The organism is Streptomyces sp. NPDC006512 (genome assembly GCF_040611935.1).
Lineage (GTDB): Bacteria > Actinomycetota > Actinomycetes > Streptomycetales > Streptomycetaceae > Streptomyces.
Window position 1 is genome coordinate 184,148 of record NZ_JBEXPG010000002.1, and the last position, 19,776, is coordinate 203,923.

General features: G+C 67.0%; 32 protein-coding genes. All 32 read right to left on the reverse strand.

Annotated elements, in window-relative coordinates; genetic code table 11:
* Positions 1-3 precede the first annotated feature (3 nt).
* Positions 4-1,254, reverse strand: a complete 1,251-nt coding sequence (locus tag ABZZ17_RS02120; RefSeq protein ID WP_356870992.1) for a glycosyltransferase family 87 protein — start codon at positions 1,252-1,254, stop codon at positions 4-6.
* A 65-nt stretch (positions 1,255-1,319) separates the two neighbouring features.
* Positions 1,320-2,948 carry an ATP-binding cassette domain-containing protein gene (locus ABZZ17_RS02125; RefSeq protein ID WP_356870994.1) on the reverse strand — a complete coding sequence of 543 codons (1,629 nt, stop codon included), beginning with the start codon at positions 2,946-2,948 and terminating at the stop codon, positions 1,320-1,322.
* Positions 2,949-2,992: 44 nt separating this feature from the next.
* On the reverse strand, positions 2,993-3,844 hold the full coding sequence (gene truA, locus ABZZ17_RS02130) for a tRNA pseudouridine(38-40) synthase TruA (RefSeq protein WP_356870996.1): 852 nt from the start codon (positions 3,842-3,844) through the stop codon (positions 2,993-2,995).
* 154 nt (positions 3,845-3,998) lie between these two features.
* Positions 3,999-4,463, reverse strand: a complete 465-nt coding sequence (rplQ, locus tag ABZZ17_RS02135) for a 50S ribosomal protein L17 (protein ID WP_250751467.1) — start codon at positions 4,461-4,463, stop codon at positions 3,999-4,001.
* 97 nt (positions 4,464-4,560) lie between these two features.
* Positions 4,561-5,583, reverse strand: coding sequence for a DNA-directed RNA polymerase subunit alpha (locus ABZZ17_RS02140; protein WP_008739666.1), 1,023 nt, complete (start codon positions 5,581-5,583; stop codon positions 4,561-4,563).
* A 149-nt stretch (positions 5,584-5,732) separates the two neighbouring features.
* Positions 5,733-6,137 carry a 30S ribosomal protein S11 gene (rpsK, locus tag ABZZ17_RS02145; protein ID WP_006376016.1) on the reverse strand — a complete coding sequence of 135 codons (405 nt, stop codon included), beginning with the start codon at positions 6,135-6,137 and terminating at the stop codon, positions 5,733-5,735.
* A 54-nt stretch (positions 6,138-6,191) separates the two neighbouring features.
* On the reverse strand, positions 6,192-6,572 hold the full coding sequence (rpsM, locus tag ABZZ17_RS02150; protein ID WP_008739674.1) for a 30S ribosomal protein S13: 381 nt from the start codon (positions 6,570-6,572) through the stop codon (positions 6,192-6,194).
* Positions 6,573-6,772: 200 nt separating this feature from the next.
* Entirely contained in the window at positions 6,773-6,886 is a 114-nt protein-coding gene (gene rpmJ / locus ABZZ17_RS02155; RefSeq protein WP_003956441.1) for a 50S ribosomal protein L36, read from the reverse strand.
* Between the two features lie 74 nt (positions 6,887-6,960).
* Positions 6,961-7,182 (reverse strand): translation initiation factor IF-1, encoded by a 222-nt coding sequence (gene infA / locus ABZZ17_RS02160; protein WP_003956442.1) that lies wholly within the window; start codon positions 7,180-7,182, stop codon positions 6,961-6,963.
* 138 nt (positions 7,183-7,320) lie between these two features.
* A complete protein-coding gene (gene map / locus ABZZ17_RS02165; RefSeq protein ID WP_356870999.1) occupies positions 7,321-8,172 on the reverse strand; it encodes a type I methionyl aminopeptidase in 852 nt (283 codons plus the stop codon).
* A 98-nt stretch (positions 8,173-8,270) separates the two neighbouring features.
* Positions 8,271-8,918 carry an adenylate kinase gene (locus ABZZ17_RS02170; RefSeq protein WP_356871001.1) on the reverse strand — a complete coding sequence of 216 codons (648 nt, stop codon included), beginning with the start codon at positions 8,916-8,918 and terminating at the stop codon, positions 8,271-8,273.
* Positions 8,918-10,234, reverse strand: a complete 1,317-nt coding sequence (gene secY / locus ABZZ17_RS02175; RefSeq protein WP_356871003.1) for a preprotein translocase subunit SecY — start codon at positions 10,232-10,234, stop codon at positions 8,918-8,920. Before secY ends, ABZZ17_RS02170 begins: the two co-directional genes overlap by 1 nt.
* Positions 10,235-10,421: 187 nt before the next feature.
* The gene (rplO, locus tag ABZZ17_RS02180) at positions 10,422-10,877 is read right to left on the reverse strand and encodes a 50S ribosomal protein L15 (RefSeq protein WP_356871005.1); all 456 of its coding nucleotides are present in this window, start codon (positions 10,875-10,877) and stop codon (positions 10,422-10,424) included.
* Position 10,878: 1 nt separating this feature from the next.
* On the reverse strand, positions 10,879-11,061 hold the full coding sequence (rpmD, locus tag ABZZ17_RS02185) for a 50S ribosomal protein L30 (RefSeq protein WP_053682614.1): 183 nt from the start codon (positions 11,059-11,061) through the stop codon (positions 10,879-10,881).
* On the reverse strand, positions 11,061-11,663 hold the full coding sequence (gene rpsE, locus ABZZ17_RS02190; protein ID WP_267033226.1) for a 30S ribosomal protein S5: 603 nt from the start codon (positions 11,661-11,663) through the stop codon (positions 11,061-11,063). Before rpsE ends, rpmD begins: the two co-directional genes overlap by 1 nt.
* Before the next feature lie 45 nt (positions 11,664-11,708).
* Positions 11,709-12,092, reverse strand: a complete 384-nt coding sequence (gene rplR / locus ABZZ17_RS02195; protein WP_030026334.1) for a 50S ribosomal protein L18 — start codon at positions 12,090-12,092, stop codon at positions 11,709-11,711.
* A 2-nt stretch (positions 12,093-12,094) separates the two neighbouring features.
* The gene (rplF, locus tag ABZZ17_RS02200; RefSeq protein WP_356871007.1) at positions 12,095-12,634 is read right to left on the reverse strand and encodes a 50S ribosomal protein L6; all 540 of its coding nucleotides are present in this window, start codon (positions 12,632-12,634) and stop codon (positions 12,095-12,097) included.
* Between the two features lie 20 nt (positions 12,635-12,654).
* Complete coding sequence (gene rpsH, locus ABZZ17_RS02205) at positions 12,655-13,053, reverse strand: 30S ribosomal protein S8 (protein ID WP_007265911.1); 399 nt, start codon at positions 13,051-13,053, stop codon at positions 12,655-12,657.
* 223 nt (positions 13,054-13,276) lie between these two features.
* Complete coding sequence (locus ABZZ17_RS02210; RefSeq protein ID WP_003956452.1) at positions 13,277-13,462, reverse strand: type Z 30S ribosomal protein S14; 186 nt, start codon at positions 13,460-13,462, stop codon at positions 13,277-13,279.
* Between the two features lie 5 nt (positions 13,463-13,467).
* A complete protein-coding gene (rplE, locus tag ABZZ17_RS02215; RefSeq protein WP_030388859.1) occupies positions 13,468-14,019 on the reverse strand; it encodes a 50S ribosomal protein L5 in 552 nt (183 codons plus the stop codon).
* Positions 14,019-14,330, reverse strand: coding sequence for a 50S ribosomal protein L24 (gene rplX, locus ABZZ17_RS02220; protein ID WP_150258782.1), 312 nt, complete (start codon positions 14,328-14,330; stop codon positions 14,019-14,021). The genes rplE and rplX overlap by 1 nt, the downstream gene beginning before the upstream one ends.
* Positions 14,331-14,332: 2 nt before the next feature.
* Complete coding sequence (gene rplN, locus ABZZ17_RS02225) at positions 14,333-14,701, reverse strand: 50S ribosomal protein L14 (protein WP_008739701.1); 369 nt, start codon at positions 14,699-14,701, stop codon at positions 14,333-14,335.
* A gap of 109 nt (positions 14,702-14,810) precedes the next feature.
* Entirely contained in the window at positions 14,811-15,092 is a 282-nt protein-coding gene (rpsQ, locus tag ABZZ17_RS02230; protein WP_030008467.1) for a 30S ribosomal protein S17, read from the reverse strand.
* On the reverse strand, positions 15,092-15,316 hold the full coding sequence (gene rpmC / locus ABZZ17_RS02235) for a 50S ribosomal protein L29 (RefSeq protein WP_008739703.1): 225 nt from the start codon (positions 15,314-15,316) through the stop codon (positions 15,092-15,094). The genes rpsQ and rpmC overlap by 1 nt, the downstream gene beginning before the upstream one ends.
* On the reverse strand, positions 15,316-15,735 hold the full coding sequence (gene rplP, locus ABZZ17_RS02240) for a 50S ribosomal protein L16 (RefSeq protein WP_030026326.1): 420 nt from the start codon (positions 15,733-15,735) through the stop codon (positions 15,316-15,318). Before rplP ends, rpmC begins: the two co-directional genes overlap by 1 nt.
* Positions 15,736-15,740: 5 nt before the next feature.
* On the reverse strand, positions 15,741-16,583 hold the full coding sequence (rpsC, locus tag ABZZ17_RS02245) for a 30S ribosomal protein S3 (RefSeq protein WP_008739710.1): 843 nt from the start codon (positions 16,581-16,583) through the stop codon (positions 15,741-15,743).
* Positions 16,583-16,930 carry a 50S ribosomal protein L22 gene (rplV, locus tag ABZZ17_RS02250; protein ID WP_007265904.1) on the reverse strand — a complete coding sequence of 116 codons (348 nt, stop codon included), beginning with the start codon at positions 16,928-16,930 and terminating at the stop codon, positions 16,583-16,585. Before rplV ends, rpsC begins: the two co-directional genes overlap by 1 nt.
* A 43-nt stretch (positions 16,931-16,973) precedes the next feature.
* Positions 16,974-17,255: a 30S ribosomal protein S19 gene (rpsS, locus tag ABZZ17_RS02255; RefSeq protein ID WP_008739713.1), complete on the reverse strand. Its 282-nt coding sequence runs from the start codon at positions 17,253-17,255 to the stop codon at positions 16,974-16,976.
* A gap of 12 nt (positions 17,256-17,267) precedes the next feature.
* Positions 17,268-18,104 carry a 50S ribosomal protein L2 gene (gene rplB, locus ABZZ17_RS02260; RefSeq protein ID WP_008739715.1) on the reverse strand — a complete coding sequence of 279 codons (837 nt, stop codon included), beginning with the start codon at positions 18,102-18,104 and terminating at the stop codon, positions 17,268-17,270.
* Positions 18,105-18,143: 39 nt separating this feature from the next.
* Positions 18,144-18,467, reverse strand: coding sequence for a 50S ribosomal protein L23 (rplW, locus tag ABZZ17_RS02265; protein ID WP_007265901.1), 324 nt, complete (start codon positions 18,465-18,467; stop codon positions 18,144-18,146).
* Positions 18,467-19,117, reverse strand: a complete 651-nt coding sequence (gene rplD, locus ABZZ17_RS02270; RefSeq protein ID WP_327254486.1) for a 50S ribosomal protein L4 — start codon at positions 19,115-19,117, stop codon at positions 18,467-18,469. Before rplD ends, rplW begins: the two co-directional genes overlap by 1 nt.
* Positions 19,118-19,121: 4 nt before the next feature.
* Positions 19,122-19,766, reverse strand: coding sequence for a 50S ribosomal protein L3 (rplC, locus tag ABZZ17_RS02275; RefSeq protein WP_007265899.1), 645 nt, complete (start codon positions 19,764-19,766; stop codon positions 19,122-19,124).
* Positions 19,767-19,776 lie beyond the last annotated feature (10 nt).

Consider the following 19,776-nt stretch of genomic DNA (forward strand, 5'->3'; position numbering starts at 1 on the left):
GGGTCAAAACGCGGTCCGCGATGCCGATTCTGCTGGCGTCGCGGCGCACTCCGGTTCGGTCCTGGGTGGGGACCCCGCAGTTGTTACGGGGTCCAGAGTAACCCCACCGGAGCGCAACGCACGACGCGCCAGCAGAACCGCGAGCCCGCACAGGGTGGCGCAGTCCCTGAAGGCGCGCCGCTTCCGGGCCAGCTCCGAGGGCCACGGGACCAGCCCCGACTGGGGCACCAGGGCCAGCCAGAACCAGGGAGAGCGGGGCATCGACCCCGGCCGCACCCCCGACGCGAGCAGCAGCGGGAGCACCACCAGCAGGTAGTGGTCGAAGGACGGACGGGAGACCAGGAATGCGGCGAGCATCACCATGCAGGACGTCTCCACCAGCCGCAGCTCCCCCGCGTCCTCGTCGGGCCGCCGCCACCGCGTCCACGCCGCCCACAGCCCGCCCGCCGCCCCCGCGAAGGCCAGCAGCACCGCCACCTGCGTCGGCACCCCCAGCCGCGGCAGCACCGCGATCGGGGAGGCGTCCCACGGCAGCGCGTAGGAGTCCTGCCCCTGGAAGAGGAAGGGCAGCGTCTTGGTGAAGAACAGCGTCGGGCTCGGCATCAGCAGCGCCCCCGCCAGCGACATCCCCACCGGCACCAGCACCGCCACCGCCAGTCCCCGCCACTGCCGGGCCAGGACGAAGAGCAGCCCGACCGGCACCAGCATCGGCTTGCAGGCGATCGCCAGCCCCACCACCAGCCCGGCCGCCCCCCAGGAGCGCCGGTGCGCCAGCAGCAGCGCCACGGGCAGGGCGGCCGCGGAGATCGCCGTCCAGTTCCCGATCAGCACGACGTTCAGGTACGGCTTGTAGAGCAGCGCGAACAGCCCGAAGCCGCCCACCGCCAGCCGGGACCGCAGCGGCACCGCGAACAGCCGCAACGCGGCCGCCCACCCGACCGCGACCAGCCCCGAGATCCCCGCCGGCAGCAGCCAGCGCAGCACCTCCCGCGGCACCAGCGCCTCCGGCACCGCCATGATCACGGCGCTCGGCAGGTACAGGAAGCGCTTGTCCTCGTACGGGGAGACGCCGTCCAGCAGAGCCTCGGCCGCCTTGACGACGAAGGCGTTGTCGGAGCCCCAGTTCGACCGCAGGCTCGTCGACACCGACACGGTCAGGACGACCGCGAGGGAGACCGCCCAGAGCGACCGGGGCGCCGGCTTCAGCAGCCAGGCGGTCCGCCGCTCCCCCGCCGACGGACGGTCCCACCTCATGAGCCAGATGCTAGGCCGCAGCCCCACAACGCCTCCCCCTCGGCCGCGAAGGAGGTGGTCGCCCCCTAGCGCTTGCGCTCGACCCTACGTTCGTCCCAGACGGGTTCCTGAGTCTCCCGCACAACACCGTCCGAACCGAAGACCAGGTAACGGTCAAATGTGCGCGCGAACCAGCGGTCGTGGGTGACGCAGAGCACGGTGCCGTCGTAGGACTCCAGCCCGTCCTGCAAGGCCTCCGCCGATTCCAGGTCGAGGTTGTCCGTCGGCTCGTCCAGCAGCAGCGCCGTGGTTCCGGCCAGCTCCAGCAGCAGGATCTGGAAACGTGCCTGCTGACCGCCCGAGAGCTTCTCGAAGGGCTGGTCGCCCTGCCGCTCCAGCTCGTAGCGGCGCAGCGCGCCCATCGCCGCGCCGAGCGGCTTCGCCGCCTCCGTCCACAGGATGTCGACGAGCGTGCGGCCGAACAGCTCCGGGTGGGCGTGGGTCTGCGCGAAGTGCCCGGGCAGCACCCGAGCGCCCAGCTTCCACTCGCCCGTGTGCTTGACGTCCTCGCCCGCCAGCAGCCGCAGGAAGTGCGACTTGCCGGAACCGTTCGAACCGAGCACCGCGACCCGCTCCCCGTAGAAGACCTCCAGCGAGAACGGCTTCATCAGGCCGGTCAGCTCCAGGTTCTCCACGGTCAGCGCGCGCACGCCCGTACGCCCGCCCTTGAGCCGCATCCGGATGTCCTGCTCACGCGGCGGCTCCGGCGGCGGCCCGGCCTCCTCGAACTTCTGGAAGCGGGTCTGCATCGCCCGGTACCGCGAGGCCATGTCGGGGCTGCTCGCGGCCTGGTTGCGCAGCCGCAGCACCAGGGCCTTCAGCCGGGCGTGCTCCTCGTCCCAGCGCCGCTTGAGCTCCTCGAAGCGCGCGAAGCGCTCCTTGCGGGCCTCGTGGTAGGTGGCGAAACCGGCACCGTGCACCCACACGTCGCTGCCCGTCGGGCTCGCCTCCAGGCTGATGATCTTCTCGGCGGCCTGGGTGAGCAGCTCCCGGTCGTGCGACACGAAGAGCACGGTCTTGCGGGTCGCCGCCAGCTGCTCCTCCAGCCACCGCTTGCCGGGGACGTCCAGGTAGTTGTCCGGCTCGTCGAGCAGCAGCACCTCGTCCGGCCCGCGCAGCAGCGCCTCCAGGACGAGCCGCTTCTGCTCACCGCCCGACAGCGTGCGCACCTCGCGGTACTGGGCGCTGTCGTACGGGATGGCCAGCGCGGCCATGGTGCAGACGTCCCACAGGGTCTCCGCCTCGTACCCCTGGACGTCGGCCCAGTCGCTCAGCGCCTGCGCGTACGCCATCTGCGCGGCCTCGTCGTCGACGGTGAGGATGAGGTGCTCGGCCCGGTCGACGGCCTTGGCGGCCTCCCGGATCCGCGGCTGGGACACCGACACCAGCAGGTCCCGTACGGTCGTCTCGTCCCGGACCGAGCCCACGAACTGCGACATCACGCCGAGGCCGCCGCTGATGGCGACGCCGCCGCCGTGCGGCTGGAGCTCGCCGGAGATCAGCTTGAGCAGGGTGGTCTTGCCGGCCCCGTTCGCCCCCACCAGGGCGACCACCGAGCCCTCCCCCACGCGGAAGGAGACGTCGGGGAGCAGGACCCGCCCGTCGGGAAGGTAGTACTCCAGGTGGCTGGCTTCGAGATGTCCCATGCCGGGCATTGTCCCGGTCCCCCGGCGATCCGCCCAAACGGATAAGCGGCCCCTCAGCAGCAGCCGGCTCCCGGCAGGGTGCGTACGTTGCGCGCTTCCTTGCTGCGGGCGGCCAGCAGCTCGTCGGCGGGGTAGCCGACCTCCTCCAGGGTGAGCCCGTGCGGCTTCACCACGTGCACCGAGGAGTCCCGTACGCCGGCGGCCAGGATCCGGCCGGGCCACTCGACGGGCCGGTGCCCGTCGCCGACGTGCAGCAGGGCGCCCACGAGGGAGCGCACCATGTTGTGGCAGAAGGCGTCGGCGCGGACGGTCGCGGTGACGATGCCGTCCTCGGCCCGCTCCCAGCTGAGCTGCTGGAGCGTACGGATGGTCGTGGCGCCCTCGCGCTTCTTGCAGTACGCGGCGAAGTCGTGCTCGCCGAGCAGCGCGGCGGCGGCCTCGTTCATGGCGTCCACGTCGAGCGGCCACTGGTGCCACAGGACGTGCCCGCGGCGCAGCGGGTCCACGCCGGCCTGGTGGTCCCCGACGCGGTAGGCGTAGCGGCGCCAGATCGCCGAGAAGCGCGCGTTGAAGCCCTCGGGGGCCTCGGCGGCCCGCCAGACCCGTACGTCGTGCGGGAGGCGTCCGGCGAGGCGGCGCAGCAGCTTGTCGTGGTGCTCGGCCCACACCTCCTCGGCGAGGTCGAACTGCGCGACCTGCCCGCGGGCGTGCACCCCGGCGTCCGTGCGTCCGGCGACGGTCAGCTCGACCGGGTCCGGGAGCCGCATCACGGTCTGCAGGGCGGACTCCAGCTCGCCCTGCACGGTCCGCAGCACGCGCTGCTTCGCCCAGCCGGAGAAGTCCTTGCCGTCGTACGACAGGTCCAGCCGCACCCGGACGTGCCCGGGCTCCACCTCGTCACTCACGTGACCGATCCTCTCAGGGGTTCCAGGGCTGCGTTCCCGCGCTGTGTTCCCGGGCTGTGGTCCCGGGCTGTGGTCCCGGGAGAAAGCGGGAACGGGCCCGCCCCGGGAAGGGGGCGGGCCCGTTCAGAGCCGTTCGGCGTGATCCCGGAGGGGATCAGGCCTCCTTGGTCTCCTCGGCGGCGGGAGCCTCGGCGGCCTCCGCCTCCTTCACGGCGCGCTTGGTGGCGGCCTCGGCCTCACCAGTGGCCTGCTGGGCGACCGTCAGGGCCTCGACCAGCTCGATGACCGCCATCGGGGCGTTGTCGCCACGACGGTTGCCGATCTTGGTGATGCGCGTGTAACCGCCGGGGCGGTTCTCGTAGCGCGGGGCGATCTCGGTGAACAGCGTGTGCACGATGCTCTTGTCCGTGATCGTCTGCAGCACCAGGCGACGGTTGTGGATGTCGCCCTTCTTGGCCTTGGTGACCAGACGCTCGGCGTAGGGACGCAGGCGACGGGCCTTGGCCTCGGTGGTGGTGATGCGGCCGTGCTCGAAGAGCGACTTCGCGAGGTTCGCGAGGAGGTGCTTCTCGTGCGCGGCGCTGCCGCCCAGACGGGCACCCTTTGCGGGACGCGGCATGGTGTTACTCCTTCATATCTGCACCGGCCGTGTCAGGTACCGGTGTCAGTTCCCCCGAGGCGGACGCCGCGGGAAAGTCTGTGCTGCGAGCCGAGGCTCAGTACTGCTCGGTCTCGACGAAACCGGCGTCCGCGTCGTCGTCGGCGCCGAAGGCGTCGGCGGCGGCGGTCGGGTCGAATCCGGGCGGGCTGTCCTTGAGCGCCAGGCCCATGCCGGCCAGCTTCGCCTTGACCTCGTCGATCGACTTCGCACCGAAGTTGCGGATGTCGAGCAGGTCGGCCTCGGAACGCGCCACGAGCTCACCCACGGAGTGGATGCCCTCGCGCTTGAGGCAGTTGTAGGAGCGGACCGTGAGCTCCAGCTCCTCGATCGGCAGCGCCAGGTCGGCGGCCAGGGCCGCGTCCGTCGGCGAGGGGCCCATGTCGATGCCCTCGGCGTCGATGTTGAGCTCACGGGCCAGACCGAACAGCTCGACCAGGGTCTTGCCGGCGGACGCCATGGCGTCGCGCGGGCGCATGGCCTGCTTGGTCTCGACGTCGACGATCAGCTTGTCGAAGTCGGTGCGCTGCTCGACTCGGGTCGCCTCGACCTTGTAGGTGACCTTGAGGACCGGGCTGTAGATCGAGTCGATCGGGATGCGGCCGATCTCCTGGCCCAGCTGCTTGTTCTGGACGGCGGAGACGTAGCCGCGGCCGCGCTCGACGGTCAGCTCCATCTCCAGCTTGCCCTTGCCGTTGAGCGTGGCGAGGACCAGGTCCGGGTTGTGCACCTCGACACCGGCCGGGGGCGCGATGTCGGCGGCGGTGACCAGGCCGGGACCCTGCTTGCGCAGGTACATCACGACCGGCTCGTCGTGCTCCGAGGAGACGACCAGCTGCTTGATGTTGAGGATGATGTCGGTGACGTCTTCCTTGACACCCGGCACGGTGGTGAACTCGTGCAGCACGCCGTCCACGCGGATGCTGGTGACGGCGGCACCCGGGATCGAGGAGAGCAGGGTGCGGCGCAGGGAGTTGCCGAGGGTGTAGCCGAAGCCCGGCTCCAGCGGCTCGATCACGAACCGCGAGCGGTACTCGTCGACGACCTCTTCGGTCAGCGAAGGACGCTGAGCGATAAGCATGTCTGTGTTCCTTCATTCGTGGACGCCCACTATTTGACGCCCGACGGGTGCAGCGTGGTGCTGCGGACTACAAGGGTACGGGCGGCACGTCCCCCGCGAGGGGTTCGTACCGCCCGGACACTCAAAGACGCACAGGTGCGTCCGCTGCGTCAGACGCGGCGGCGCTTCGGCGGACGGCAGCCGTTGTGCGGGGTGGGGGTGACGTCCTGGATCGAGCCGACCTCGAGGCCGGTGGCCTGGAGGGAGCGGATCGCGGTCTCACGGCCGGAGCCGGGACCCTTGACGAAGACGTCGACCTTGCGCATGCCGTGCTCCTGCGCGCGACGGGCGGCCGACTCGGCGGCCATCTGCGCGGCGAAGGGGGTGGACTTGCGCGAGCCCTTGAAGCCGACGTGGCCGGCGGAGGCCCAGGAGATCACGTTGCCCGCGGGGTCCGTGATCGAGACGATCGTGTTGTTGAACGTGCTCTTGATGTGGGCGTGCCCGTGAGCGACGTTCTTCTTTTCCTTGCGGCGCACCTTCTTGGCAGCGCCCTGACGACCCTTGGGGGGCATCTATTTCTCCTACGGGAGGTGGTCGGTCCTACAGCGCAAGACCGCTGAACAGGACTACTTCTTGCCCGGCTTCTTCTTACCGGCGATCGCGCGACGCGGACCCTTGCGGGTACGGGCGTTCGTGCTGGTGCGCTGACCGTGCACCGGGAGGCCGCGACGGTGGCGGATACCCTGGTAGCACTGGATCTCGACCTTGCGGCGGATGTCGGCCTGGATCTCGCGGCGGAGGTCACCCTCGGTGCGGAGGTTGGCGTCCACGTACTCGCGGATCTTGACCAGGTCCTCTTCGGCCAGGTCACGAACGCGGGTGTCGGGGTTCACGCCCGTGGCCGCAAGGATCTCCTTGGACCGGGTGCGACCGACACCGAAGACGTAGGTGAGTGCGATCTCCACGCGCTTTTCGCGCGGGATGTCAACACCGGAAACGCGTGCCATTCAATGGCTCCTGTGTGTTCGGGGGTCTTCAGCAGAACCGACCCCGACCGCCGACCACCCTGAGTGGGTGAGTGGTACGTCCGGGTCCCCGGCCCCCGCCGGAGGTACCGCCGGCCCCTCGCAGGGCTGGGCGGGTTCTGCGTATGTACGTTTTCTTACGTCGCGCGAAGAACTGCGGAAGGCAGGTCGGTCGGCGTGCGTCAGCCCTGGCGCTGCTTGTGGCGCAGGTTGTCGCAGATGACCATGACCCGACCGTGACGGCGGATCACCTTGCACTTGTCGCAGATCTTCTTGACGCTCGGCTTGACCTTCATGTTGGTGAGGTTCTCCGGGTCAGTGCCACCACCCGCGCCGGGACAAGACGCCCAGACGGGAGTGAAGACAAGATCTACTTGTATCGGTAGACGATCCGGCCACGCGTGAGGTCGTACGGAGACAGCTCCACGACGACCCGGTCATCAGGGAGGATGCGGATGTAGTGCATGCGCATCTTGCCGCTGATGTGCGCGAGGACCTTGTGACCGTTCTGGAGTTCCACCTTGAACATCGCGTTCGGGAGGGACTCGATCACGGTGCCCTCGATTTCGATGGCACCTTGCTTCTTGGCCACGCTTCGCCTTTCGAATCGGCTACCTTGATCGGCCTCGCGCCCCATGCAGGCATGGAAGTGCACGAGAGCCGACGAGTCAGTCTACGTCAGGGCACCCAGAAAGACGAATCCGGAAAGTTTGCCCCAGAGTGTAGATCATTACGCCAGGGGGTCCGGAGCCGTGGTGACCCCGTACTCCGCCAGCTTCGCCTTGCCGCAGTCCGGGCTGGTCAGGACGATGGGGCCGGCCTCGGTCAGCGCGATGGAGTGCTCCCAGTGCGAGGACCAGGTGCCGTCCGTCGTGATGACCGTCCAGTCGTCGGCCAGGACCTCCGTCTGGGCGGTGCCCAGGGAGACCATGGGCTCGATCGCCAGGCACAGGCCCGGGACGAGCTTGATGCCCTTGCCCCGCTTGCGCGAGACGTAGTTCAGCAGGTGCGGGTCCATGTGCATCTCGGAACCGATGCCGTGGCCGCCGTAGTCCTCGATGATCCCGAACTTGCCGAGGCTGTGCTCACCCGTCGTGGGACGCGGCTGGCGCTTGATGTACGTCTCGATCGCCTTCGAGATGTCGACCAGGCGGTTGCCGAGCTTCATCGCCGCGATACCGGCCCACATCGACTCCTCAGTGACCCGGGAGAGCTCGACCAGCTCCGGTGCGTGCCCGGTGCCCACGAAGGCCGTGTAGGCCGCGTCACCGTGCCAGCCGTCCACGATGGCACCGGCGTCGATGGAGATGATGTCGCCGTCCTTGAGGACCGTCTTGTCGTCCGGGATGCCGTGGACGACGACCTCGTTCACGGAGGTGCAGATCGTCGCGGGGAAACCGCCGTAGCCGAGGAAGTTCGACTTGGCTCCGGCGTCCGCGATGACCTTGCGCGCCACCATGTCCAGATCCCGCGTGGTGGAGCCCGGCACCGCGGCCTCACGGGTCGCCGCGTGGATCGCGGCGACGACCAGCCCTGCCTCGCGCATCTTCGCGATCTGCTCGGGGGTCTTGATCTGAACCATGAACGGGCCTTCCACCTTCGAAACCGGGTCTTCTCAACAGTACGGCCGCGATGCCCAGGGGACACCGCGGCCGTACCCGCACTACGAACAGCAGGGGACTACTTCTTGAGGGCTTCCATCGCGCGCTTCGTGACGTCGGCGACCTCACCGAGGGCCGAGATCGTCACCAGCAGGCCCTGGGCCTTGTAGTAGTCGATGATCGGCTCGGTCTGCGTGTGGTAGACCTCCAGCCGGTTGCGCACCGTGGCCTCGGAGTCGTCCCCGCGCTGGTACAGCTCGCCGCCGCAGGTGTCGCAGACACCCTCGGTCTTCGGCGGGGCGTACAGCACGTGGAAGACGTGCGCCGAGTCGTTGCGGCAGGTCCGGCGGCCGGCGATGCGCTTGACGACCTCGTCCTCCTCGACCTCCAGGTCGAGGACGGCGTCCAGCTTCATGCCCGCGGACGTCAGCATGGCGTCGAGCGCCTGCGCCTGGGAGACGTTGCGCGGGAAGCCGTCGAGCAGGAAGCCGTTCGCGGCGTCCGGCTGCTCCATGCGGTCCTTGGCCATGCCGATGGTGATCTCGTCGGGGACGAGGTCACCGGCGTCCATGAACGCCTTCGCACGCCGGCCGAGGTCGGTGCCCTGGCTGATGTTGGCCCGGAACAGGTCGCCCGTGGAGATGTGCGGGATGGACAGGTTCTTGGCAAGGAACGCGGCCTGCGTGCCCTTGCCCGCACCGGGCGGTCCGACGAGGACGATTCGCATCAGCGGAGGAACCCTTCGTAATTGCGCTGCTGGAGCTGGCTCTCGATCTGCTTCACGGTTTCCAGACCCACACCCACGATGATGAGGATGCTCGTCCCGCCGAACGGGAAGTTCTGGTTCGCCCCGAAGCCCGCCAACGCCATTGTCGGCACGAGAGCGATCAGACCCAGGTACAGCGAGCCGGGCCAGGTGATCCGGTTGAGTACGTAGCTCAGGTACTCGGCGGTAGGCCGGCCGGCGCGGATGCCCGGGATGAAGCCACCATACTTCTTCATGTTGTCGGCAACTTCCTCGGGGTTGAACGAGATCGCCACGTAGAAGAACGCGAAGAAGACGATCAGGAGGAAGTAGACGGCGATGTAGTACGGGTGGTCGCCCTTGACGAAGTGCTTCTGGATCCAGGTCGCCCAGCCCGCGGTCGAGCCGCTGAACTGCACGATCAGGGCCGGGATGTACAGCAGCGACGAGGCGAAGATGACCGGGATGACACCGGCCTGGTTCACCTTGAGCGGGATGTAGGTAGAGGTACCGCCGTAGGCACGGCGGCCGATCATGCGCTTCGCGTACTGCACCGGGATGCGGCGCTGCGCCTGCTCGACGAAGACCACCAGGGCCACCATGGCGAGACCGACGAGGATGACCACGCCGAACTCGACCCAGCCTCCAGCGATCTTGCCCTGGAGCTTGATGGTCCACAGGGAACCGACGAAGCCGGCGGCGATCGAGATGAACATCAGGATCGACATGCCGTTGCCGATGCCGCGGTCGGTGATGAGCTCACCGAGCCACATGACGACACAAGTACCGGCGGTCATGGTCAGCACCATGACGACTGTGGTGAAGATCGACCGGTCCGGGACGATCTCACGAGCGACCGGGCAGGCCCCGAAGAGGGCACCCGTGCGGGCGGTGGCGACGAGACCGGTGCCCTGCAGGATCGCGAGTGCGACCGTCAAATAGCGCGTGTACTGAGTGATCTTCGCCGTGCCGGACTGACCCTCTTTTTTGAGGTTCTCCAGCTTCGGGATGACCACGGTCAGCAGCTGCAGGATGATGCTCGCCGTGATGTAGGGCATGATGCCGAGCGCGAAGATCGTGATCTGCAGCAGCGCACCGCCGCTGAACATGTTGACCAGACCGAAGAGGCTGTTGCTGCCATTCCCCATCTGGTCGAGACAGATCTGAACGTTCTTGTAGCTCACGCCGGGTACCGGGATGTGGGACCCGAGCCGATACAGCACGATGATGCCGAGCGTGAAGAGCAGCTTCTTGCGCAGGTCGGGCGTCTTGAACGCCCGGGCGAACGCGGTGAGCACGGTGCCTCCTGCGACCCCCGCGCTACTGCGTCAGAGGTGACGGTCTGAGGGATCGACGAATACGTACAAGCAAAGGTGCAGGCCACCTTACCGGCGACTGCGCCCCCCGTGGAACGACCAACCGGGGATGCCCCATATGTGAGGCATCCCCGGTCGGGTTTCTAGCTATTTGTCACTGAGTTTCGTCTTAGACGAGCTCGGTGACGGTGCCGCCGGCAGCGGCAATCTTCTCCTTGGCGGAGGCGGAAACGGCGTCAACCGAAACCTGCAGCGCCACGGAGAGCTCGCCCTGGCCCAGGACCTTGACGAGGCTGTTCTTGCGAACCGCGCCCTTGGCGACCAGGTCGGCCACCGTGACTTCTCCACCCTCGGGGTAGAGAGCGCCGAGCTTGTCCAGGTTCACGACCTGGAACTCGGTGCGGAACGGGTTCTTGAAGCCCTTGAGCTTCGGCAGGCGCATGTGGAGGGGCATCTGCCCACCCTCGAAGCGCTGCGGGATCTGGTAACGGGCCTTCTGGCCCTTCGTACCACGACCGGCCGTCTTACCCTTCGACGCCTCACCACGACCGACACGGGTCTTCGCGGTCTTGGCACCGGGGGCGGGACGGAGGTTGTGGGCCTTCAGCGGGCTGCTCTCAGCCATGTTAGTCAACCTCCTCAACCGTCACGAGGTGGCGGACGGTCTGCACCATGCCGCGGAACTCGGGGCGGTCCTCCTTGACGACGACGTCGTTCAGGCGCTTGAGCCCGAGCGAACGCAGCGTGTCGCGGTGGTTCTGCTTGCTGCCGATGTACGACTTCGTCTGCGTGATCTTGAGGCGGGCCATCAGACACCCGCCCCGGCACGTGCACGAAGGAGAGCCGCGGGGGCGACGTCCTCGAGGGGCAGACCACGGCGAGCCGCGATCTCCTCGGGACGCTGCAGGCCCTTGAGGGCCGCCACGGTCGCGTGCACGATGTTGATCGCGTTCGAAGAGCCGAGCGACTTCGACAGGATGTCGTGAACGCCGGCGCACTCCAGAACGGCGCGCACCGGACCACCGGCGATAACACCGGTACCGGGGGAAGCCGGCTTCAGGAGCACGACGCCCGCGGCACGCTCGCCCGTGATCGGGTGAGGGATGGTGCCCTGGATGCGCGGAACCTTGAAGAAGTTCTTCTTGGCTTCCTCGACACCCTTGGCGATGGCCGCGGGAACTTCCTTGGCCTTGCCGTAACCGACACCTACGGTGCCGTCACCGTCGCCCACCACGACCAGCGCGGTGAAGCTGAAGCGGCGACCACCCTTGACAACCTTGGCGACGCGGTTGATCGCGACAACGCGCTCAACGTAAGCGGTCTTCTCGGCGGCAGGGCCACCGTCGCGACCCTTCCGGTCCCGCCGCTCGCCGCCACCGGCACCGCTTCCGCGGCGCTGGGGTCCAGCCATTGGATTACCTCTCTCTGTTACGTCCGTGAGTCCCGGAACCGGGGCTTAGAACTTCAGCCCGGCTTCGCGGGCGGCGTCAGCCAGAGCGGCAATGCGCCCGGCGTATCGGTTGCCACCGCGGTCGAACACGACGGTCTCGACACCCGCGGCCTTGGCACGCTCGGCGACGAGCGCGCCGACAGCCTGGGCCTGGGCGCTCTTGTCGCCTTCGCCACCGCGGATCGAAGCGTCCAGGGTCGACGCCGACGCCAGGGTGTGACCCTGGAGGTCGTCGATGACCTGAGCAACGATGTTGCGGTTGGAACGCGTCACGACGAGGCGCGGACGCTCCGCCGTACCCGAGACGTTCTTGCGGATGCGGATGTGGCGGCGAGCCTTGGCAGCGCGCTTGTACGCGTCGCCCTTGGCGATCTTCACACCGTATGCCATGGCTACTTACCAGCCTTTCCGACCTTGCGGCGGATGACTTCGCCGGCGTACTTGACACCCTTGGCCTTGTACGGGTCGGGCTTCCGCAGCTTGCGGATGTTGGCGGCGACCTCGCCGACCTTCTGCTTGTCGATGCCCTCGACCGAGAACTTGGTGGGCGACTCGACCTTGAACGAGATGCCCTCGGGCGCCTCGATCAGGATCGGGTGGCTGTAGCCAAGCTGGAACTCCAGGTCGGAGCCCTTCGCGGCGACGCGGTAACCGACACCGCTGATCTCGAGAGCCTTGACGTACCCCGTGGTCACACCGGTGATCATGTTCGCCACCAGCGTGCGGGACAGGCCGTGCAGGGCCTTGTTCTGACGCTCGTCGTTCGGGCGGGTGACGTTCAGAACGCCTTCCTCACCCTTGACGATCTCGATCGGCGCCTTGACGGTGTGCGTGAGGGAGCCCTTGGGGCCCTTCACTGCGACCGTCTGGCCGTCGATGGTGACGTCCACACCGGCGGGAACCTGGATGGGGAGCTTGCCGATTCGCGACATTGCTTTTCCTCCGTTCCCGACTACCAGACGTAGGCGAGGACTTCCCCACCTACGCCCTTCTTGCCTGCCTGCTGGCCGGTCAGGAGACCGTGGGACGTGGAGATGATCGCCACGCCCAGGCCGCCGAGGACCTTCGGCAGGTTGGTGGACTTCGCGTACACGCGCAGACCGGGCTTCGAGATCCGCTTGATGCCCGCGATGGAGCGCTCACGGTTCGGCCCGAACTTCAGCTCGAGGACGAGGTTCTTGCCGACCTCGGCGTCCTCGACCTTCCAGCCGGTGATGAAACCCTCCTGCTTGAGGATCTCTGCGATGTGCGACTTGATCTTGCTGTGCGGCATCACGACGGTGTCGTGGTACGCCGAGTTAGCGTTACGCAGACGCGTGAGCATGTCTGCGATCGGGTCAGTCATGGTCATGAAGTGGCCTTCGGCCTCTCTCGCCGGGGTTTCCTGTATGCGCCATCCCTCTCCCCACTCAGAGGCGGGACGGGTGCGGTGCGGGGACCTACGGCGTAGTAAGTCGTTATGGGCGGCGGACGCCCAACCACACAAGCCTAAGGCATGCGCGGCCGGGCATCCGCCGACCAGATGCTTACCGAGAGTGCCTGGTACTCCTCAAGTCCTTACGGACGAGAGGGAATTACCAGGAGCTCTTGGTCACGCCCGGCAGCTCGCCACGGTGAGCCATCTCACGAAGGCACACGCGGCACAGGCCGAACTTGCGGTACACGGAGTGGGGGCGACCGCAGCGCTGGCAGCGGGTGTACGCACGCACACCGAACTTGGGCTTACGGGCAGCCTTCGCGATGAGAGCCTTCTTCGCCATCTCGCTTACGCCTCCTTGAAGGGGAAGCCGAGGTGACGAAGGAGGGCGCGGCCCTCGTCGTCGTTGGTCGCCGTGGTGACCACGGTGATGTCCATACCCCGGGTACGGTCGATCTTGTCCTGGTCGATCTCGTGGAACATGACCTGCTCCGTGAGACCGAAGGTGTAGTTGCCACGGCCGTCGAACTGCTTCGGCGACAGACCACGGAAGTCACGGATACGCGGCAGCGCGAGCGACAGCGTACGGTCCAGGAACTCCCACATGCGGTCACCACGGAGGGTGACGTGGCAGCCGATCGGCTGACCCTCGCGCAGCTTGAACTGCGCGATGGACTTGCGGGCCTTCGTGACGGCCGGCTTCTGACCGGTGATCGTCGTCAGGTCCTTGATGGCGCCGTCGATCAGCTTGGAGTCGCGGGCGGCGTCGCCCACACCCATGTTGACCACGATCTTCACGAGGCCGGGAATCTGCATGACGTTCTCGTAGGAGAACTCCTCACGCAGCTTGCCCGCGATGTCCTCGCGGTACTTCGTCTTGAGACGCGGAGTGGTAGCCATCAGATGTCCTCACCCGTCCGCTTGGCAACGCGGATCTTGTTGCCCTCGTCGTCGAAGCGGTAGCCGACGCGGGTGACGACCTTCTTGCCGTCCTTCTCCACAACCAGCTGAACGTTGCTCACGTGGACCGGGGCCTCGGTGATCACGATGCCGCCGGCCTGGTTCTGCGCAGCCTTGGTGTGCTTCTTGACCCGGTTGACACCCTCGACGAGGACGCGGTTCTCAGCGGGGAAGGCAACGATGACCTTGCCCTGCTTGCCCTTGTCCTTACCGGTGATGACCTGAACCAGGTCGCCCTTCTTGATCTTCATGCTTACAGCACCTCCGGCGCGAGCGAGATGATCTTCATGAACTTCTTCTCGCGCAGCTCACGGCCCACCGGGCCGAAGATACGGGTGCCGCGAGGGTCGCCGTCGTTCTTCAGAATGACGGCGGCGTTCTCGTCAAAGCGGATGTACGAGCCGTCCTGGCGGCGACGCTCCTTGACGGTGCGAACGATGACCGCCTTGACGACGTCACCCTTCTTCACGTTGCCACCGGGGATCGCGTCCTTGACGGTGGCGACGATGACGTCACCGATGCCCGCGTAGCGGCGACCGGAACCACCGAGAACACGGATGCAAAGGATTTCCTTGGCACCAGTGTTGTCGGCGATACGCAGTCGCGACTCCTGCTGGATCACGTGTATCTCCTGTTTGTCTGCCGGTTCCCGGCGGGGGCCTCACACTCCGAAGAGCGGCGGCCCCCACCGAGCCTGGCGGAACGAATCCGGGGGAAACCCCCCGGACGAATTACTTGGCCTTCTCGAGGATCTCGACGATGCGCCAGCGCTTGCTCGCCGACAGCGGACGCGTCTCCATGATGAGGACGCGGTCGCCGACGCCGGCAGCGTTCTGCTCGTCGTGCGCCTTGAGCTTGTTCGTACGGCGGATGACCTTGCCGTACAGGGCGTGCTTCACGCGGTCCTCGACGGCGACGACGACGGTCTTGTCCATCTTGTCGCTGACGACCAGACCCTCACGGGTCTTGCGGAAACCGCGCTCGGTCTTCTCAGTCACGTTGTTCTCGCTCATCAGGCGCTCTCCACCGTCTCGATACCGAGCTCACGCTCGTGCATCAGGGTGTAGATGCGAGCGATGTCCTTACGGACGGACTTGAGCCGGCCGTTGTTCTCCAGCTGACCCGTGGCCGCCTGGAAGCGGAGCTTGAACAGCTCCTCCTTGGCCTCGCGCAGCTTGCCAACGAGCTCCTCGTTGCCGAGCTCACGCAGCTCGGACGCCTTGGTTCCCGTCGCCATCACGACTCACCTGCCTCGCGCCGAACAATCCGGCACTTCATCGGAAGCTTGTGAGCAGCGCGGGTGAGCGCCTCACGAGCAATCTTCTCGTTCGGGTAGGACAGCTCGAACATGACCCGGCCCGGGTGCACGTTCGCGATCCACCACTCGGGAGAACCCTTACCGGAACCCATGCGGGTCTCGGCAGGCTTCTTGGTGAGCGGACGGTCCGGGTAGATGTTGATCCAGACCTTGCCGCCACGCTTGATGTGACGGGTCATCGCAATACGAGCCGCCTCGATCTGGCGGTTCGTCACGTACGCCGGGGTCAGCGCCTGGATGCCGTACTCGCCGAACGAGACCTCAGTACCGCCCTTGGCCATACCGCGGCGCTTCGGGTGGTGCTGCTTGCGGTGCTTGACCCTACGAGGGATCAGCATGTCGGTCAGGCCTCCGTTCCGGTGCTCTCGGCCGGAGCGGCGGCGGGAGCGTCGGCCTTGGGGGCCTCGGCACCAGCAGCCTGCTGCGGCTTGCGGCCACCACGGCCGCCGCGCTCGCCACCACGGCCACCACGGCCGGCGGGACGGTCGCCAGCGCCCTGAGCACCACGGGCCGGGCGGTTACCCGCACGGGCCGCAGCGTTCTCGGCGCGAACCTCGGCGATGTTCTTGACGTCGCCCTTGTAGATCCAGACCTTCACACCGATACGGCCGAAGGTGGTCTTGGCCTCGAAGAAGCCGTAGTCCACGTTCGCGCGCAGCGTGTGCAGCGGCACACGACCCTCGCGGTAGAACTCGGAGCGGGACATCTCGGCGCCGCCGAGACGGCCGCCACACTGGATCTTGATGCCCTTGGCGCCGGCCTTCATCGTGCCCTGCATGCTCTTGCGCATGGCACGACGGAAGGAGACGCGGGAGGAGAGCTGCTCGGCAACGGCCTGGGCAACCAGCTGAGCGTCAAGCTCGGGGTTCTTGACCTCGAGGATGTTCAGCTGGACCTGCTTGCCCGTGAGCTTCTCGAGGTCACCGCGGATGCGGTCGGCCTCGGCGCCACGGCGGCCGATGACGATGCCCGGACGAGCGGTGTGGATGTCCACACGCACGCGGTCACGGGTGCGCTCGATCTCAACCTTCGAGATGCCGGCGCGCTCCATGCCGGACGTCATCATCCGACGGATGGCGACGTCTTCCTTGACGTAGTCCTTGTACAGCTTGTCGGCGTACCAACGCGACTTGAAGTCGGTGGTGATGCCGAGCCGGAACCCGTGCGGGTTTACCTTCTGGCCCATTACCGGGAACCTTCCTTGCTGCTGACGACCACGGTGATGTGGCTGGTCCGCTTGCGGATCCGGTAGGCACGGCCCTGGGCACGCGGACGGAACCGCTTCAGGGTCGGGCCCTCGTCCACGTACGCCTCGCTGATGACCAGCGTGGAGGCGTCCGGGTGGTTGTAGTTGTGTGCGGCGTTGGCAATGGCGCTGTCCAGCACCTTGCCAACCGGCACGCTCGCGGCCTGCGGGGCGAAACGCAGGACCGCCTGAGCCTCCGTGGCATCCATGCCACGGATAAGGTCCACCACTCGGCGGGCCTTCATGGGCGTGACGCGGATGTACCGCGCCTGGGCCCTGGCTTCCATGGTTGTCCCTTCGGTGTAAGTCATAGTCGTTACCACCCCGCCTTTAGCGGCGCTTCGACTTCCGGTCGTCCTTGACGTGGCCGCGGAAGGTGCGAGTCGGCGAGAACTCGCCGAGCTTGTGGCCGACCATCGACTCGGTGACGAACACCGGGACGTGGGTCTTGCCGTTGTGCACCGCGATGGTGTGACCCAGCATGCTGGGGATGATCATCGAGCGACGGGACCAGGTCTTGATGACGTTCTTGGTGCCGGCTTCGTTCTGGACGTCCACCTTCTTTACGAGGTGGTCGTCGACGAAGGGCCCCTTCTTGAGACTGCGCGGCATCTAAACCCGCTCCTAGCGCTTCTTGTTCGTCTTGCGGCGGCGGACGATGTACTTGCTCGAAGCCTTCTTCGGCGAGCGAGTACGACCCTCCTTCTGACCCCACGGGGAGACCGGGTGGCGACCACCACTGGTCTTGCCCTCACCACCACCGTGCGGGTGGTCAACCGGGTTCATCGCGACACCGCGGACGGACGGGCGAACGCCCTTCCAGCGCATACGGCCGGCCTTGCCCCAGTTGATGTTCGACTGCTCGGCGTTGCCGACCTCGCCGACCGTGGCGCGGCAGCGCGCGTCGACGAGACGGATCTCGCCCGACGGCATGCGGAGGTGGGCCATGGTGCCCTCCTTCGCCAGCAGCTGCACGGAGGCACCAGCGGAGCGGGCGAACTTCGCGCCACCACCGGGACGGAGCTCGATCGCGTGGATCGTGGTACCGACCGGGATGTTGCGGAGCGCCAGGTTGTTGCCGGGCTTGATGTCGGCCGTCGGGCCGTTCTCAATCCGGTCACCCTGCTTCAGGGCCTTCGGCGCGATGATGTAGCGCTTCTCGCCGTCGGCGTAGTGCAGCAGCGCGATGCGCGCGGTGCGGTTGGGGTCGTACTCGATGTGCGCGACCTTGGCCGGCACGCCGTCCTTGTCGTGACGACGGAAGTCGATCACGCGGTAGGCGCGCTTGTGTCCACCACCCTGGTGGCGAACGGTGATCCGACCGGTGTTGTTACGGCCGCCCTTGCTGTGCAGGGGGCGAACCAGCGACTTCTCCGGCGTGGACCGCGTGATCTCGACAAAGTCGGCGACGCTGGAGCCACGACGGCCCGGGGTCGTCGGCTTGTACTTGCGGATACCCATTTCTCAGTCCTCGTCCGATTCCGGACGACTAGACCTCCGTTAGGAGGCCTGGCCGCCGAAGATGTCGATACGGTTGCCCTCGGCAAGGGTCACGATGGCGCGCTTGGTGTTCGCACGCTTGCCGAAACCGGTCTTGGTCCGCTTGCGCTTACCCTGACGGTTGATCGTGTTGACCCCGGTGACCTTGACCGAGAAGACCGCTTCCACGGCCTGCTTGATCTGGGTCTTGTTGGCGCCGGGCGCGACGATGAACGTGTACTTGTTCTCGTCCAGCAGCGCGTAGCTCTTCTCCGAGACAACCGGCTTGATCAGCAGGTCGCGCGGGTCGGTGAAGGTCTTGCTGGTAACGGTCGCCTCAGACATCAGGCGTCGCTCCCTTCGGTCTCATCGGCCTTGGGGCCAGACACGAAGGACTCGAAAGCGGCCTGAGTGAAGACCACGTCGTCAGAGACGATCACGTCGTACGTGTTCAGCTGGCCCGGCTCCAGGATGTGAACCTGGGGCAGGTTGCGGGCGGACAGCCACGCGGCCTCGTCGGCGCGCTCGACGACCAGGAGCACGTTCTTGCGCTCCGAGATCTTGCCGAACAGCGTCTTGGCGGCCTTCGTGGAGGCGGCACCCTCGACCACGCCGGTGACGACGTGGATGCGGGAGTGACGCGCACGGTCCGAGAGGGCACCGCGGAGGGCGGCGGCCTTCATCTTCTTCGGGGTCCGCTGGGAGTAGTCACGCGGCTGCGGGCCGTGGACGACGCCACCGCCGACGAACTGCGGCGCACGGGTGGAACCCTGACGCGCGCGGCCGGTGCCCTTCTGGCGGTACGGCTTGCGGCCACCACCACGGACTTCGCCACGACGCTTGGTCTTGTGCGTGCCCTGACGGGCAGCAGCCAGCTGGGCGACAACGACCTGGTGGATCAGCGGAACGCTGGTCTTCGCGTCGAAGATCTCCGCGGGGAGCTCGACGGTACCGGCCTTGTCGCCTGCCGGCGAAAGGATGTCAATGGTGCTCATTACCTCAAGCCCCCTTGGCCGCGGTACGGACCAGGACGAGGCCGCCGTTCGGACCGGGGACCGCGCCCTTGATGAGCAGCAGACCCTTCTCCGCGTCAACCGCGTGGATGGTCAGGTTCTGGGTGGTGACGCGCTCGTTACCCATACGACCGGCCATGCGCATGCCCTTGAAGACACGCCCAGGGGTGGCGCAGCCACCGATCGAACCGGGGGAGCGGTGCTTGCGCTGCACACCGTGACCGGCGCCGAGGCCCCGGAAGTTGTGCCGCTTCATGACACCGGCGAAGCCCTTGCCCTTGCTGTTGCCCGTGACGTCAACCTTGACGCCGGACTCGAACACCTCAGCAGTGATCTCCTGGCCGAGCGTGTACTCGCTGGCGTCGGAGGTGCGGAGCTCCACCAGGTGGCGGCGGGGGGTCACGTCGGCCTTGGCGAAGTGGCCCTTGAGGGGCTTGTTCACCTTGCGCGGGTCGATCTCGCCGAAGGCGATCTGGACCGACTCGTAGCCGTCGATGTCGTTCGTACGGACCTGGGTAACGACGCAGGGTCCGGCCTTGACCACGGTCACCGGGACGACACGGTTGTTCTCGTCCCAGACCTGGGTCATGCCGAGCTTCTCGCCCAGGACGCCCTTGATCTGCTTTGCCATCTTCTCGACG

What these genes read in the sequence shown, in the direction of transcription:
- ABZZ17_RS02120 (WP_356870992.1), bottom strand. Translation starts at nt 1,254, where the DNA reads ATGAGGTGGGACCGTCCGTCGGCGGGGGAGCGGCGGACCGCCTGGCTG.
- ABZZ17_RS02125 (WP_356870994.1), bottom strand. Translation starts at nt 2,948, where the DNA reads ATGCCCGGCATGGGACATCTCGAAGCCAGCCACCTGGAGTACTACCTT.
- rplQ (WP_250751467.1), bottom strand. Translation starts at nt 4,463, where the DNA reads ATGCCGCGTCCCGCAAAGGGTGCCCGTCTGGGCGGCAGCGCCGCGCAC.
- ABZZ17_RS02140 (WP_008739666.1), bottom strand. Translation starts at nt 5,583, where the DNA reads ATGCTTATCGCTCAGCGTCCTTCGCTGACCGAAGAGGTCGTCGACGAG.
- rpsK (WP_006376016.1), bottom strand. Translation starts at nt 6,137, where the DNA reads ATGCCCCCCAAGGGTCGTCAGGGCGCTGCCAAGAAGGTGCGCCGCAAG.
- rpsM (WP_008739674.1), bottom strand. Translation starts at nt 6,572, where the DNA reads ATGGCACGCGTTTCCGGTGTTGACATCCCGCGCGAAAAGCGCGTGGAG.
- rpmJ (WP_003956441.1), bottom strand. Translation starts at nt 6,886, where the DNA reads ATGAAGGTCAAGCCGAGCGTCAAGAAGATCTGCGACAAGTGCAAGGTG.
- map (WP_356870999.1), bottom strand. Translation starts at nt 8,172, where the DNA reads ATGGTTCAGATCAAGACCCCCGAGCAGATCGCGAAGATGCGCGAGGCA.
- ABZZ17_RS02170 (WP_356871001.1), bottom strand. Translation starts at nt 8,918, where the DNA reads ATGCGAATCGTCCTCGTCGGACCGCCCGGTGCGGGCAAGGGCACGCAG.
- rplO (WP_356871005.1), bottom strand. Translation starts at nt 10,877, where the DNA reads ATGGCTGAGAGCAGCCCGCTGAAGGCCCACAACCTCCGTCCCGCCCCC.
- rpmD (WP_053682614.1), bottom strand. Translation starts at nt 11,061, where the DNA reads ATGGCCCGCCTCAAGATCACGCAGACGAAGTCGTACATCGGCAGCAAG.
- rpsE (WP_267033226.1), bottom strand. Translation starts at nt 11,663, where the DNA reads ATGGCTGGACCCCAGCGCCGCGGAAGCGGTGCCGGTGGCGGCGAGCGG.
- rplR (WP_030026334.1), bottom strand. Translation starts at nt 12,092, where the DNA reads ATGGCATACGGTGTGAAGATCGCCAAGGGCGACGCGTACAAGCGCGCT.
- rplF (WP_356871007.1), bottom strand. Translation starts at nt 12,634, where the DNA reads ATGTCGCGAATCGGCAAGCTCCCCATCCAGGTTCCCGCCGGTGTGGAC.
- rpsH (WP_007265911.1), bottom strand. Translation starts at nt 13,053, where the DNA reads ATGACCATGACTGACCCGATCGCAGACATGCTCACGCGTCTGCGTAAC.
- ABZZ17_RS02210 (WP_003956452.1), bottom strand. Translation starts at nt 13,462, where the DNA reads ATGGCGAAGAAGGCTCTCATCGCGAAGGCTGCCCGTAAGCCCAAGTTC.
- rplE (WP_030388859.1), bottom strand. Translation starts at nt 14,019, where the DNA reads ATGGCTACCACTCCGCGTCTCAAGACGAAGTACCGCGAGGACATCGCG.
- rplX (WP_150258782.1), bottom strand. Translation starts at nt 14,330, where the DNA reads ATGAAGATCAAGAAGGGCGACCTGGTTCAGGTCATCACCGGTAAGGAC.
- rpsQ (WP_030008467.1), bottom strand. Translation starts at nt 15,092, where the DNA reads ATGAGCGAGAACAACGTGACTGAGAAGACCGAGCGCGGTTTCCGCAAG.
- rpmC (WP_008739703.1), bottom strand. Translation starts at nt 15,316, where the DNA reads ATGGCGACGGGAACCAAGGCGTCCGAGCTGCGTGAGCTCGGCAACGAG.
- rplP (WP_030026326.1), bottom strand. Translation starts at nt 15,735, where the DNA reads ATGCTGATCCCTCGTAGGGTCAAGCACCGCAAGCAGCACCACCCGAAG.
- rpsC (WP_008739710.1), bottom strand. Translation starts at nt 16,583, where the DNA reads ATGGGCCAGAAGGTAAACCCGCACGGGTTCCGGCTCGGCATCACCACC.
- rplV (WP_007265904.1), bottom strand. Translation starts at nt 16,930, where the DNA reads ATGGAAGCCAGGGCCCAGGCGCGGTACATCCGCGTCACGCCCATGAAG.
- rpsS (WP_008739713.1), bottom strand. Translation starts at nt 17,255, where the DNA reads ATGCCGCGCAGTCTCAAGAAGGGGCCCTTCGTCGACGACCACCTCGTA.
- rplB (WP_008739715.1), bottom strand. Translation starts at nt 18,104, where the DNA reads ATGGGTATCCGCAAGTACAAGCCGACGACCCCGGGCCGTCGTGGCTCC.
- rplW (WP_007265901.1), bottom strand. Translation starts at nt 18,467, where the DNA reads ATGTCTGAGGCGACCGTTACCAGCAAGACCTTCACCGACCCGCGCGAC.
- rplD (WP_327254486.1), bottom strand. Translation starts at nt 19,117, where the DNA reads ATGAGCACCATTGACATCCTTTCGCCGGCAGGCGACAAGGCCGGTACC.
- rplC (WP_007265899.1), bottom strand. Translation starts at nt 19,766, where the DNA reads ATGGCAAAGCAGATCAAGGGCGTCCTGGGCGAGAAGCTCGGCATGACC.